11 protein-coding genes are annotated in these 14844 nt (G+C 29.1%); all 11 read right to left on the bottom strand.

Going from position 1 to position 14844, the window contains the following annotated elements; all coding sequences use genetic code 11:
- Nucleotides 1-6 precede the first annotated feature (6 nt).
- Nucleotides 7-297, bottom strand: coding sequence for a LapA family protein (locus BQ7358_RS06975; protein ID WP_062173467.1), 291 nt, complete (start codon nt 295-297; stop codon nt 7-9).
- Nucleotides 298-299: 2 nt separating this feature from the next.
- Nucleotides 300-2288, bottom strand: coding sequence for an NAD-dependent DNA ligase LigA (gene ligA / locus BQ7358_RS06970; protein WP_072520403.1), 1989 nt, complete (start codon nt 2286-2288; stop codon nt 300-302).
- 3 nt (nt 2289-2291) lie between these two features.
- Nucleotides 2292-4475, bottom strand: coding sequence for an ATP-dependent helicase (locus BQ7358_RS06965; protein ID WP_062173469.1), 2184 nt, complete (start codon nt 4473-4475; stop codon nt 2292-2294).
- 231 nt (nt 4476-4706) lie between these two features.
- Nucleotides 4707-5834 (bottom strand): recombinase RecA, encoded by a 1128-nt coding sequence (gene recA / locus BQ7358_RS06960; protein ID WP_062173470.1) that lies wholly within the window; start codon nt 5832-5834, stop codon nt 4707-4709.
- A gap of 15 nt (nt 5835-5849) precedes the next feature.
- On the bottom strand, nt 5850-6764 hold the full coding sequence (locus BQ7358_RS06955) for a fumarylacetoacetate hydrolase family protein (RefSeq protein ID WP_072520401.1): 915 nt from the start codon (nt 6762-6764) through the stop codon (nt 5850-5852).
- A gap of 108 nt (nt 6765-6872) precedes the next feature.
- Nucleotides 6873-8618, bottom strand: coding sequence for an excinuclease ABC subunit UvrC (uvrC, locus tag BQ7358_RS06950; RefSeq protein WP_062174737.1), 1746 nt, complete (start codon nt 8616-8618; stop codon nt 6873-6875).
- A gap of 191 nt (nt 8619-8809) precedes the next feature.
- On the bottom strand, nt 8810-10657 hold the full coding sequence (gene pknB / locus BQ7358_RS06945) for a Stk1 family PASTA domain-containing Ser/Thr kinase (protein ID WP_072520400.1): 1848 nt from the start codon (nt 10655-10657) through the stop codon (nt 8810-8812).
- Complete coding sequence (locus BQ7358_RS06940; protein ID WP_062173477.1) at nt 10650-11393, bottom strand: protein phosphatase 2C domain-containing protein; 744 nt, start codon at nt 11391-11393, stop codon at nt 10650-10652. Before BQ7358_RS06940 ends, pknB begins: the two co-directional genes overlap by 8 nt.
- Entirely contained in the window at nt 11371-12504 is a 1134-nt protein-coding gene (gene rlmN, locus BQ7358_RS06935; RefSeq protein WP_062173479.1) for a dual-specificity RNA methyltransferase RlmN, read from the bottom strand. The genes BQ7358_RS06940 and rlmN overlap by 23 nt, the downstream gene beginning before the upstream one ends.
- On the bottom strand, nt 12498-13823 hold the full coding sequence (rsmB, locus tag BQ7358_RS06930; RefSeq protein ID WP_062173481.1) for a 16S rRNA (cytosine(967)-C(5))-methyltransferase RsmB: 1326 nt from the start codon (nt 13821-13823) through the stop codon (nt 12498-12500). The genes rlmN and rsmB overlap by 7 nt, the downstream gene beginning before the upstream one ends.
- Nucleotides 13816-14775: a methionyl-tRNA formyltransferase gene (fmt, locus tag BQ7358_RS06925; RefSeq protein ID WP_062173483.1), complete on the bottom strand. Its 960-nt coding sequence runs from the start codon at nt 14773-14775 to the stop codon at nt 13816-13818. Before fmt ends, rsmB begins: the two co-directional genes overlap by 8 nt.
- Nucleotides 14776-14844: the final 69 nt, after the last annotated feature.

The raw sequence follows: 14844 nt of genomic DNA, 5'->3' as shown, positions 1-14844 counted from the left end.
ACCTCTTTAATTATTATTTTTATCATTAGAGTCATCTTCCAATTTTTCTTTTGAAAATAATAATTTTTCTGTTCTTTCCCATTTTTTTTCTAATGTTTTATATTTTGAATACCAATAAAAACTAGCTATTCCTATCCCGATAAAAAAGCATATAAAAAATAATAATGTTAGCGGTAATTTTACAGTAAAAAATATAAATGAAACAGGAACTGAGTTATAATTCATTATAAAAAATGTTATTATAGATACAAATAAAATTACTAGACCAAAAATTTTATAAGGTAATTTATTATCCATAGTTACACCTCTTTAATTAAATTTATAAATTCTTCTTCGCTGATTACAGAAATATTTAATTCCTTTGCTTTTTTTAATTTTGAACCGGCTTTTTCACCTGCTACTACTAAATCAGTATTTTTAGTAACACTTCCTGTTACTTTTGCCCCTAAACGTTCAAGACTTTCTTTAGCTTCATTACGTGTTAAGCTGATTAGTTTCCCGGTAAGGACAACAGTTTTTTTGTTAAATAAATTATCTTCATTTATTTTCTCTTTATTATAAGCAGGGTTAATTCCTAATGCAATTAAATCACTAATAAATTTCAAATTATTTTCATCTGAAAAATAATCAATAATTGACTCTGCCGTAATTTTCCCAACATCTTGAAGCTCTAACAATTCCTCCATAGTGGCTTTAGAAAAAGATAATAATGTTCCATAGTTTTCAGCTAATATTTTACCAGCTTTTTTACCAACATTCAAGATACCAAGAGCATAAATAAGTCTGTCCAAACTAATATTTTTAGAATCTTCAATTGCATTTAGAAGATTATCAACAGACTTTTCGCCCATTCGTTCTATATCTATTATTTTTTCTTTTGTTAAACTATACAAATCAATAACATGTTGAATAAGTTTTTTTTCATACAGTGTAGCGACCACTTTATCACCAAGACCTTCTATATTTAAAGCATCACGACTGGCAAAATGAATTATTTTTCTAATATTCTGTTCAGGACAATTTGGATTAACACAGCGTGTAAACGGATCATCTTCTTTTGTTATTGTTTTTTCCTTGCATGAGGGGCATATATTCGGCATTTCATATTTTAGTGAATTTTCATTACGTAGTTCTTTAACAACCCTTACCACTTTAGGAATAATTTCTCCTGCTTTTTTCACTATAACCATATCACCAATATGAATATCCAATTCGTCAATAATATCCTTATTATGTAAAGAAGCCTTTGAAACAACAGAGCCCGATATATTAATAGGCTCTAAAACAGCCACCGGCGTAATTATTCCTGTTCTGCCTACACTAAGTTCAATATCAAGCAATTTTGTGGCAAGTTCTTCTTCCGGAAACTTATATGCTGTTGCCCAACGTGGACTTTTCTGGGTATAACCTACTATTTCCTGCGAAGAAAACGAGTTAACCTTTATTACTATTCCGTCTATAGCATAAGGTAAATTATCCTTATTCTCTTCCCAATATTTTATATAATCTCCCACCTCAGTGATGTTTTTACATAATTTATAATTGGTATTTATTGGAAATGAATATTCTTTTGCCAATATTAACGCTTCTTCTTGTGAATTAATATCATTTTCACCGACTACAGAATAAATAAATGCTGATAATTTTCTTTTTGCGGTAATTTTTGAATCTAATTGTCTTAAAGAGCCGGCTGCTGCATTTCTCGGATTTGCAAAAAGTTGTTCTCCATTTTTTTTACGATTATTATTTAATAATTCAAAAGATTTTTTCGGGAGATAGACTTCACCGCGTACTTCAAAAGTTTTATTATTTTTTAAGATTTTAGGGATAGAAAAAATGGTTTTTATATTTTCTGTTACATTTTCTCCAATCATTCCGTCTCCACGTGTTGCAGCCTCTATTAATTTTCCGTTTTCATAATTTATAGATATTGCTAAACCATCTATTTTTAACTCACAAATATATTCTATTTTATTTTCCGGTATTAGTTTTCTAATTCTACCATCAAAATCATTAATTTCATCTATAGAAAACGTATTTGATAAGCTAAGCATAGGCACAGTATGGGTAACTTTTTGAAATTCTTCCAATACAACATCCCCTACACGTTTTGTAGGTGAGTTTTCCAATATATATTCCGGATATTTTTTTTCCAATTTTTCTAATTGTTTATATAAAGTGTCATATTCTGTATCGCTAACTGTCGGATTATCGTCAACATAATATTCATAGGAATATTTGTTTAAAAGATCTACCAGTTTTAATATTTCATCTTTAATATGTTGCATTATTTATCCCTTTCTTGTCAACTTCACATATTCTATAAGAAGTATCTTAACCCCAACTTCTTCGAAATTCACTTTAACACTATCATGTTTTATTTCTACCACTACACCATCTCCAAATTTTTTATGATTAACCTTATCGCCAACGGAATAATTCGCACTTTTGGCACTAATTTTTGGCTTGTCATCAATTTTTATTTTTGGACTAAGTTTACTTACAAATTTATTTACACTTTGTATTTTATCATTAGTGTTTTCCAAATCTCCAAACGATGATTCAAAGTTCACTAAATTACCGGGAACTTCATCTAAAAATCTGGAGCGTTTATTCATTTTTATATTACCAAATTGCATACGCCTATTGGCATATGACATAAATAATTTTTCTTTTGCTCGAGTTATAGCTACATAAGCTAAGCGTCTTTCTTCTTCCATTTTATTTTTTTCATCTTCTGAACTATCGGCATCACGAATAGAAGGAAAAAGATTTTCCTCAAGTCCCATAATAAATACCACTTTATACTCAAGACCTTTAGCTGCATGAACTGTAGATAATGTTACAGCATCATCTTCATTTTCATCATCAGAATCAGAAGTAAGCGACATTTCAGAAATAAAATCAATTAAATTGTCATTCATACTTGAAAACTGTTTTGCTGATGATACTAATTCTGAAATGTTTTCTATTCTACTTTCAGCATAGACATCAGCAGATTCTTTTAACATACTTTCATATCCTGAATCTTTATAAATTCCTATAATTAACTCTTCAATGGTATAATCTTCTACTTGCGAATATTTATCAAACAGTTTTATAAACAACTTAACATTTGTAGATATTTTCTTAGAAAGTTTTATATTTTCAATTTCTTTAAGCGCTTGAAATAATGAAATATTGTTCTCACTAGCATAATTTTCTATTTTTTCTATGGAACTGGCACCTATACCACGTTTAGGGGTATTAATAATTCTTCTTAGACTAAATTCATCATTTGGGTTTACCAAAACATTCATGTAAGATAATATATCTCTAATTTCTTGTCGTTGTAAGAATTTTAATGAACCAATCAGCTTGTACGGTATACCGAATGATACACAAGAGTTTTCTAAAGAACGAGACAGATAGTTTGCTCGATACAGTATTGCTATATCTTTATATGAATTTCCTTGAAGTTTTAACTCTGTGATTTTCTTAGCAATATCATCGGTTTCATCTCTATCATTTAATGCAGCATAAACTGTTATTTTTTCGCCGCCCTTATTCTCAGACCAGAGTGCCTTTTCTTTTCTATCAGTATTGTTTTTAATAACTGAATTTGCTACATCTAATATTATCGAATTTGAACGATAATTTTGATCTAAAAAAATAATTTCTACATTATCAAAATCTTTTTCAAAATTTATAATATTATCACTACACGCACCACGCCAACTGTAAATACTTTGATCATCATCTCCAACAACACAAATATTTTTATGAATCGCTGTTAACATCTTTATTAACTTATATTGTATTACATTGGTATCTTGATATTCATCAACATGGATGTATTCGAATTTATTTTGGTAAATACTTAATATATCTTTATTTTTTTCAAATAATTCTATAGTTTTCAGCATTAAATCATCAAAATCTAAAACACTATTTTTTTTCAAATATCTTTCATATTGACAATATATTTCTGCTACATTTTTCATAAATCCGAATTTTGATGTTTCTCTCATTTCTTTAGAGGTAACCATTTTATTTTTTGCATTAGAAATAATTTTTAATATGCTATTTGGTTGATAAGAATCTTCCGGTAAATTTGATTCTTTGATTATATTTTTTATTACAGTTTTTTGCTCACCGGTATCTAAGATTGTAAATGTCTTATTATAACCTAATAAATCAATATGTTTCCTTAGAATACGTACACACATTGAGTGAAAGGTATTTATCCAAATAAATTTAGCCGTTTCTCCTACTAGTGAATAAATTCTTTCTTTCATTTCTTTTGCCGCTTTATTTGTAAACGTAATAGCAAGAATATTACTTTCTAACACATTTTTTTCTGAAATTAAATATGCTATTCGGTTAGTAAGCACCCTAGTTTTACCACTTCCGGCTCCTGCTATAACCATAACTGCACCATCTGTTTTTAAAATAGCTTTTAGTTGATTATTATTCATATTTTGAATTAAATTCACGATTTTATTCTCCTATACTTATATCATAAAAAGAAAGAGGTGAGGTTGAAAGTATTACACTAACGTCCACTCACCCCCGTATAATTTACTAATAATTATTAACAAATTATAGCTATTAATATTATTTTATATTGTGGTATTTTTTATCTTAGAAATATTGCAATAGCTGAAGCAAAACCACCAATTAGCATTGCAAATATCATTACCCATAATACTATTTTAAATACTTTTTTATTCATCTATTTCCTCTAACAATTCATTTTCTTCATCATTACTCGAATTTATAAGCTCTTTTGTTTTTTCCGATTCTGTATTCATAAGTTCTGCTCTTACCGCATCACGAATTTCTTGGTATAGTTCTTGGTTTTCTTCTAAAACTTTTTTTGCATTCTCCTTGCCTTGTCCTAATTTTTCTCCATTATAAGAGAACCATGAACCCGATTTATTTACAATATCAAGTTCAACACCAAAATCAATTAACTCTCCAAGTTTAGAAATACCCTCTCCAAACATAATATCGACTTCTACTTGTTTGAATGGTGGTGCTACTTTATTTTTAACTATTTTAATTTTTGTTCTGTTACCTATTACATTCTCTCCGGAATTTTTAATTGCAGAAATTTTACGCACTTCCAAACGAATAGATGAATAAAATTTTAGTGCTCGTCCTCCTGTTGTTACCTCAGGATTTCCATAGGTTACCCCAACTTTTTCACGAAGTTGATTGATAAATAATGCAATTGTATTAGTTTTGTTAATGTTTCCTGTTAATTTTCTAAGTGCTTGTGACATCAAACGTGCTTGAAGACCGACGTGTGAGGCACCCATTACTCCATCAATCTCCGCTTGTGGAACCAAAGCGGCAACTGAATCTATAACAATAATATCGATAGCACCGGATAAAATTAATTTTTCTGCAATATCTAATGCTTGTTCTCCACTATCGGGTTGTGATAAAAAGAATTTCCCGGGTGAAAAATCAACACCTAACGCTTTAGCATACTCTATATCCAACGCATTTTCCGCATCAATAAACGCAGCTATACCCCCTTGTTTTTGTACTTCTGCAATAGCATGTAATGCAATTGTAGTTTTTCCGGATGACTCCGGTCCGAATACTTCAACAATACGCCCTTTCGGATAGCCACCTATGCCAAGAGCCGAATCAATCGCCAGCGAGCCTGAAGAAATTGATTCAACTTTTATGGGATTATCTTTAGAAAGATCCATTATTGCACCTTTCCCAAATTCTTTTTCAATAGCTTTTATCGCATTAGCTATTGCTTCTTGTCTTCCTTTTGTATCTTCTCTATCAATTCTGGTAACTTTATCTTTTATTTTAGATTTAGCCTTTGCCATAACTCATTTCCTTTCTTATTCTCCTATAATGGTTGTCAATGTTCCTATACCTTCTACGGTTATCTTCACCTCATCGCCTTCTTTTAAAAAGCGTGGCGGTTTTTGTGCTTGTCCTACTCCTGCCGGAGTTCCGGTTGCTATAATATCCCCTGCTTCCAACTCAATAATTTTACTAATTTCGGCAAGAACATCATCAACTCTAAATAACATTTCCGAAGTCATAGCATTTTGTTTAATTTCACCATTTACTTTAGTAACAATATTCATAGATTCCGGTGAACTTACTTCGTCTTTAGTTACAAGATATGGTCCAACAACTGCAGATTTCTCCAATGATTTTCCTAAGAAAAACTGACCATGTTTATACTGAAGATCCGTAGCCGTAATATCATTCATAATTGTATATCCGAAAATATAATCCAATACTAGCGGACGTAAAATATTTTTACCATTTTTTGCAATAACTACTGCCAGCTCTCCTCCAAAATCAAGACTATCTGTAATATCTTTATGAGACGGGACAACTTCATTATTACCTGCCAAGGCTGTAGTAGATTTTGTAAATATAAGGACATCTTTAGGAGTTTTTGCTAATTCATCTCCAAGTTCATTGACGTGAGTTGCATAGTTATGACCTACACATAATATATTTTTCGGAGTTCTTGTTATAGGAGAACGCCAGATAATTTTATCAAGTGGAATTTTATAATCCTCAGCTGTTTCTAATTTTTCAACGTGTTTTAACACTTTTCTTACTTTTTCTATAAAGGAAACTCCATAAATTTCAATAGCTTCCCTTAAAATTTTTGGAACTGTATCAACATTATCAAATTCTTTTAATATTTTAATTAAATTCCAAGCGTTTTCTTCACGTTTTACTTTTACTCCGTACAATTCTCTATCTTCATATCTAAAAGATAAAAATTTCATAGTCTGCCTCCTAAATACCGTTAATCTTTTATAGTATTATATCATAATTTTTTAAAATATACCATAGTATTAAATCAAAAAATTAAGATATCCGTACTTTTTATTTTTTTACAATTCCTCTTTTATTCTTTTTATAACTTCCTTAGGAATTCCAAGATCATAAAGTTTTTCACAAGAGCAGTTTTTTATTTCCTCCAATGAAGAAAAGGTTTCTAACAATACCTTTTTCCTAACTTTCCCTATTCCGGAAATACTGTCAAGTTTTGATGTAAACATATTTTTAGTTTTTGTTGCACGATGATATGTAATTGCAAATCTATGTACTTCATCTTGAATTTGCTTTAAAAATAAATATTCTGATGAACGTTTATCCAATTCTATAATTTCAAAATCATCAGTTACAATATATTCTGTTACGTGCTTATCGTTTTTTGCTAAACCTATTATTTTTATATCTAAATTTAGATTATCATGAATAATTTCAATAGCGGCACTAACATGATTTTTTCCGCCGTCAATAACGATGAGTTCGGTATCTGTAACCTTATCTTTATAATTTTTATATAAAACTTCTTTCATCGTTTTTATATCATTTATTCCTACGGTTTCCTTAATTTTAAATTTTCTATAATTATAAGTATTCTTTTTTCCATTTGTGAAATTCACCTTAACCGATACAGCATCAATTCCCATAATATTTGAATTATCAAAAGCATCTATACTATTGATACTTTTTACTCCGATTTTTTTTGCAAGATTTTTAAGTGTTTCCTGTAATTTTATTTCTTTTTGTTCTTCTATTTTTAAATTATTTTCTAAAAAATAGTTAGCATTATCCTCTACAATCGTTAAAAGTTTTTTATTATTACCTCTTTTAGGAGTAATAATTTTGGTTTCAATAACTTTAGAAAGTAATTCAATATTAATGTTGTTTATATAAATTTCTTTCGGTACTTTATTAAATGTATAATACTGAAGTAAATATGAATATAATATTTCCTCCGGGGTATCATATAAGGTAAAATATTCTACTTTACGCTCAATTATATTCCCTAAGCGTGATAAAAATATTTGAATACATATATATTCTTCGTTATAACAATATCCTACATAATCTTTATCCACATTATTTACATCTGCAACAATTTGATTTTGAATTGACACTTGAATCGAGTTAATGTAATTATGAATTTTTTCTGCATTCTCAAATTCAAGATTTGTGATGTAATTCTGCATTTTTTCGTTTAATATCGTTAATATTTCTTTAGTATTTCCCTGTAAAAATAATTTTATTTTAGATATTTGCTCTTTGTATTCTTCTTGACTTACATATTTTGCACACGGGCCTATACATTCCCCTATTTGATAATACATACAAGGTCGTTTCCCAACAGGATTACATTTACGTAATGGATATATTTTATCAAGAATTTTTTTTACTTGTGTTGCTGATTTTATATCAACATATGGACCGAAATAAATATTTTTATTATTTTTTTTATATTTTCTAGTTAACACCAAGCGTGGATGTTCTTCTTTTGTTATCATAAGATATGGATAAGTTTTATCATCTTTTAAACGAATATTGAAATATGGTTTATATTTTTTTATTAAATTGTTTTCCAGAAGCAATGCCTCTTTTTCAGAGTTAACGATTATATATTCTAAATCATCTATCTTAGCTACCAACATCTGAGTTTTCTTATTATGACTTCCTGTAAAATAACTTTTCACTCTATTTTTCAAATTTTTTGCTTTTCCTACGTAAATAATCTCTCCAATATTATTTTTATATAAATAACACCCCGGATTATTAGGAAGCAACTCTAATTTTTTTTCTAATGTTGTATTCATTTTTTCACCATAAAATTTTATTTTTAAAAATGGGAGCGCCTTTAAAATCATGATTTCAAAAAATAATTTTTTAAAAGTCACTCCCGTAAGATTTATAAGATATTCAAAAATATTTGAAAAATAAATTTGAACACTGATAAACTGCTGTACCTAAATTAAATTATGAATGTTTTTTCTAGGTCACTTCTTTTTTAATTACCCGATGAATTATTCCCTGGAGTATTATTTGAATTTTCCGAGTTATTATTATTTTTATTATTCTGATCTGAAATATTATTACCTTTATTAGTTTCTTCTTTTCCTTTTGAAACAATAATCTCTAATATTTCCTCACTTGGAATAATGCTTGAACCACTTCGAATACTTTGAGAAATAACTGTGCCTTCTTTCTCTTTATCTGAATATTCTTCTTTATAAGAAACACTTCTAAAACCATAAGTATCAATAATACTTTTTGCCTCAGCACGCGAAATACCTACTAAATTAGGCATACTAACTTTTTTCTTACCTGTTGATACTTGAATAATAAGCTCTTTTTCTTTCGGAACTATTTGTGTTCCGGCAGGAATACTTTGTGCAACGACTTTGCCACTATCATACCTGTCGCTTGCTACTTTTTCTACGGTGACATTCTTAAAGCCTAATTTTGATACATTACGTTTAACCGTTTCTTCATCCATTCCGATAAAATTCGGCATATCAACCGTAGTTTTTCCCGAAGAAACCCGTAAATCCACTTTCGTACCTTTTCTAACTTTTTTACCGGCTTTAGGATCACTGTCAATTACCGTATTTTCTTTAATTTCATCACTGGCTACCTTTGTTATATCTCCAACTTCCAAGCCGGCTTTTTCTATTGTAACTTTTGCTTCATCTAATGTTTGATTTTTAACATCGGGTGCTGAAACACTGTCTGCACCTACTATATAATTATAAGCAAAAAATGAACCTACAGCTATAAGTATTATTGCTAATAACGCCAGAATAATATGCTTCCCTTTAGATGATTCTTTTTTATTTTTTCCAACATTATTATAGCTATTTTTTTTATTATTATGATTAGTTCTGTTGTCATCTTCATAATTATCATAATATTCATCCGGTTGATATTGTTCTTCATAGTAAGGTTCTATGTTTCTACTGTCAATATACTGGGTTTGATTAAAATGTTGATTTTCATCAGTTGGAATTTTAAATCCGACATACTTATTTTCATTTAATCTTTCAGGGCTCAGGCAAGTAGAAATATCCTGTGCTAATTCTTTAGAACTAATATAGCGTTCGTTAGGATTTTTCATTGTAGCTTGAAGGACAATATTTTTTACACTTTGCGGTACATTATCACGATATTTATCAATATCCGGAAGTTCCTCTTGAAGATGTTTAAGTGCTATCGCAACCGCTGACTCACCTTTAAATGGAATTTGTCCTGTTATCATCTCGAAAATTAGAATACCAAGAGAATAAATATCACTTTGTGCTGTTGCTACATTACCCCGCGCTTGCTCCGGTGAAAGATAATAAACTGTACCTAACATTTGATTAGTTTGAGTAAGTGTAGTATCTCCATAAGCACGTGCTATTCCAAAATCTGTAATTTTACATGTAAGATCCGGTTTCATGAGTATATTTTGCGGTTTAATATCACGATGAATAATGCCGTTTTGATGAGCGTGGCTTAATCCGTCAGCAATTTGCTTAGCAATATAAATAATCGTATCAATCGGTATTTTCGGATTTTTCATCATATAATCTTTCAAAGTCATACCTTCTACATATTCAAGCATTAAATAATAAAAATCGCCTTCATTTTCTACATCATATATCGAAACGATATTAGGATGTGATAAACTGGTAACAGCCTTCGCTTCCCTATTAAATCTTTTTACCGCATCTTTGTCGTTTGCATCTATTTTAAAAGTTTTAATCGCAACTTGACGATCTAAAATTGTATCGTAACCTAGCCAAACAGTTGCCATTCCTCCGGTTCCGAGATGATCCAATACTTTGTAGCGATTGCATATCATTTTATTAATCATTATTGCCACCCCTTAGATTTTTTATGATTGCCACTGAAATATTATCAATGCCACCACGTTCTACACTTAAATTAATTAATTTCTCTATGCTGTCAGATAATTCTTCATTTCTAATTATATTTTTTATTTCATCAGTTTCTATCATATTAGATAACCCATCAGAACATATTAAAAAATAATCGAATTTTTCTAATGTATCAGTATAAGTATGGAGATTTATCTTTTCTCTTGTTGCCAAAGCTTGTGTTAAAATATGTTTTTCCGGATGATTTTTTGCCTCTTCTTCTGTAATTGCTCCGGCATTAATTAATGCACCGACAAAAGAATCATCTATAGTCAATAATTTCATATCATTATCTATTGTTACACCATATGCTCTACTATCACCGATATTATAAACTACAACTTCTTCTTTGAAAGTAGCTACTACAACAATAGTTGTTCCCATTTTTTTACTACTTTTTTTAGATTTTGTATATAACTCTATATTTAATTTTTCAATTTTATCATAAAGCCAATTTTTCATATTTTTAAAATTAGCAAAAGACATATTTTGCCACTCTTTTTCCAAAGTTGTGACAATATAATTGCTGGAATATGCAGCATTACTATGGCTACCGACACCGTCACAAATAATAGCTAATGCATCACCTTTACTATTCTTTACAACACTTACGGCATCTTCATTTTTTGTTTTTCTACCCTTATTACTATTATACGAATATACTAGTGGCATCTGGGATTCCTCCTTCTACCTCATCTTTACGTTCTTTTGCACGTAATTGACCACAAGCAGCGTCAATATCATCTCCTTGAGTTCTTCTTATCGTTACATTAACCCTATTTTTCTTCAATACTTTTTCAAAAGCAAAAATATCATTTTTACTTGTTCTTACATAATTTCTTTCCGGAACATAATTTATTGGAATTAAATTGACATGACAGTTTAATTCTCTAATTATTTCTGATAATTTTTCCGCATGTTCTTTTTGGTCATTAACTCTACCCATAAGCCCATACTCAAAAGTTATTCGACGATTTGTTGTTTTTTGATAATACTTTAATGCTTCCATTAATTTATCAATACTATATGCTCTATTTACCGGCATTATCTTACTTCTTAATTCATTTGTCGGTGCATGAAGTGAAACGGCAAAATTAATTTGAATATTTTCATTCGCAAAATCGTATATTTTAGGAACAATACCTGACGTAGAAACTGTAATATGTCTTGCTCCAATATTAAAACTCTCATTACTATTAATTATTTTAATAAAATCCATCATTTCAGAATAGTTCTCAAACGGTTCTCCAATACCCATAATCACTATGCTCGAAATTCGTTCACCACGTTTATCAAGTTCTTTTTGAACCTTTAATACTTGAGAAACAATTTCACCGGCCTCCAAGTTTCGTTTTAAGCCACCTAGAGTTGAAGCACAAAAAGTACAACCAATTCGACATCCCACCTGTGTTGTTACACATAGAGAATTACCATATTTATTTTTCATTAAAACACTTTCGATAGTATATTTGTCTTGTAGTTCAAATAAAAATTTCATTGTTCCATCTGTTGATTCTTGCTTAATAATAGTTTTCAAGGTTGTTATTTGAAATTCTTCATTTAACTTTTCTTGCAAATTTTTAGGTAAATTTTTCATTAAGGAAAAATCAGTAACTCTTTTTTTGTATAGCCAATCAAATACTTGTTTAGCTCTAAATTTTTTTTCACCAATACTAAGAAAATACTCTTCTAATTGATCTAATCTCAAAGAATAAATTGACATTTTCTCAAAATCTTTAAGCCATCTTGACTTCTTGTAACCTTTAAAATCCGAAATTAACATTTTTCCTCCACTTTTCTTAATTTTGCAATAAAGAACCCGTCGCAATTATACTCATCGGGTAATATTTCTAAAACACCATACACGGTCGTCTTCACTATACTATTTTTTAGAGTTATTTGTTCTAATTTAAAATTTTTATTTTTCATTAAAAATCTTTTTATATTTTCAATGTTTTCCCTTTTATCTATTGTACAGGTAGAGTACATAAGTATTCCACCGTCCTTTACGTAGTTTTTACTAATTTCTAAAATTTTATATTGAAATTTTGCGATATCTTCAATGTATTTATCAGTAATTTTATATTTTATTTCCGGTTTATTCTTTATTACGCCCATTCCGGAACAAGGAACATCACAAATTACTATATCAAAATTATCCACAAAGTTATCATTACTAACAGTTGCATCTTGTTCTAATGTTACAACATTTTTTATGCCAAGTTTTTCTATATTTTCATCAATTAGCCTTAACTTATGTATATATTTATCACATGAAATTAAAGTCGAATTAAAATACTTAGTGGCGATATGTATGCTTTTGCCGCCCGGTGCGGCACACGTATCTAAAATTTTATAATTTTTCTTCTCGTCTTCAGTTATTGAGCAGGCCACTAAAGAACTAGCCTCATCTTGAACAATATAGTAACCTTTTTTAAAATATTCATTATCTAAATTTTGCTTAGTTAATATTAAATTATCTTCGCAAATATAACTTTTTCTTGGGTTATTACCTAATAATTCTAATAAATCATCTTTAGATATTTTTAACGGATTATAACGGATACTGTTTTCACTTTTCGTATTAAAAGATAAAATTATGCTTTTTGCCTTTTCTTTTCCATACTGTTTTACCAATATGTCAAATAATACTTTAGGGCAACTTTTTTCAATAATAAATTGTTCATCTAAATTTCTATATTTTAAATTATCTTTATTAAAAGTACGTTCTATATTTCTAAGTATCCCATTAACAAACTTTCCGGTAATATTTCCTGCAACATCTTTTGTAAGTTTTACACTTTCATTAATAATAGCGAAATTCGGGGTTTTATCCATAAACAACAACTGGTAAACACCCATTAACAAAATTATTTTTACCTTTGGCTTTATTCTCCCCTTTGAATAATGTTTAATTATATATTCTAAATAAATTTTATTTTTTATAGTTCCATAAACTATCTCACTAATAAATCTTCTGTCCTGCTCATCTAAAGAATTTTGTTTAAAATATTTATTTAATGTGATATTACTATATCCTTCTTCTAATATAATATCATATAATACTTTATAAGTGATTTTTCTTGCATCAATCTTAGTCATTATTATCACCAAAAGTTATTCCGACATAATCTTTCATATTAGATAAAAAGTTTACAACGGGCATTCTTTTTTTTCCGGCAATTTGTAATTCTTTAATTTTAAGTATCGTATTGTTTCCGCAAAGTACATATAAAAATTTTTTATCTTGTTTTACTATTGTACCAACTTTTTTATTATAATTTTCTTTAACAATTATCTCTTCTGCACTCCAAATTTTTAAAATATTTTTATCTAAATATGTAAATGCTCCAACATTAGGATCTAATGCGCGAACTTTATTAAAAATCACTCTTGCATTTTCCTCCCAAGATATTTTTTCATCATCATGAAGAATATTTCTAGCAAAAGTTGCCATAGAATTATCTTGTTTTTGTGGAGAAATATCTCCTGAAAATATTTTTGGTAAAGTTTCTTTTAATAGTTCACAACCCGCATATGACAATTTGTCATGAAGTGTTTCATAATTATCGCTATCAAAAATATCAATTTCAACCTTTGAAATCATATCCCCGGCATCTAATTTTTTTACCATGTACATTATTGTCACTCCTGTTTTTCGGTGATCTTCTAATATCGCATACTGAATCGGTGCCCCGCCTCGTAATTTTGGAAGTAAAGAACCATGAACATTTATACATTTGTACTTAGGTATTTCCAATATGCTATCCGGCACTAGTTGACCATAAGCCGCTGTAATTATTATATCCGGATTTATTTTTTTTAGTGCATTTAATATTTCTTTATCATTAGATATTTTTTCCGGTTGTAACACCGGAATATTATTTTTTTCAGCAATGGCCTTCACCGGCGGAGCAGTTAATACCTTTTTTCTTCCAACTCTTTTATCCGGTTGAGTAATAACCAACTCTACACCAAAATTTTCTATTAACATTTCTAATATTGGAACAGCAAATTTAGGTGTACCCATAAATACTATTTTTTTCTTACTCATTTATTTCTCCTATCACAACTTAATCTTATTAATTATACCATACTTTAAATTATTGTTCTATTATCAAAT

The sequence above is a fragment of the Gemella massiliensis genome, from assembly GCF_900120125.1.
Classification (GTDB): domain Bacteria; phylum Bacillota; class Bacilli; order Staphylococcales; family Gemellaceae; genus Gemella; species Gemella massiliensis.
The sequence above is the reverse complement of the archived record's forward strand: the minus strand, read 5'-3'. Positions and strand labels throughout refer to the sequence as shown.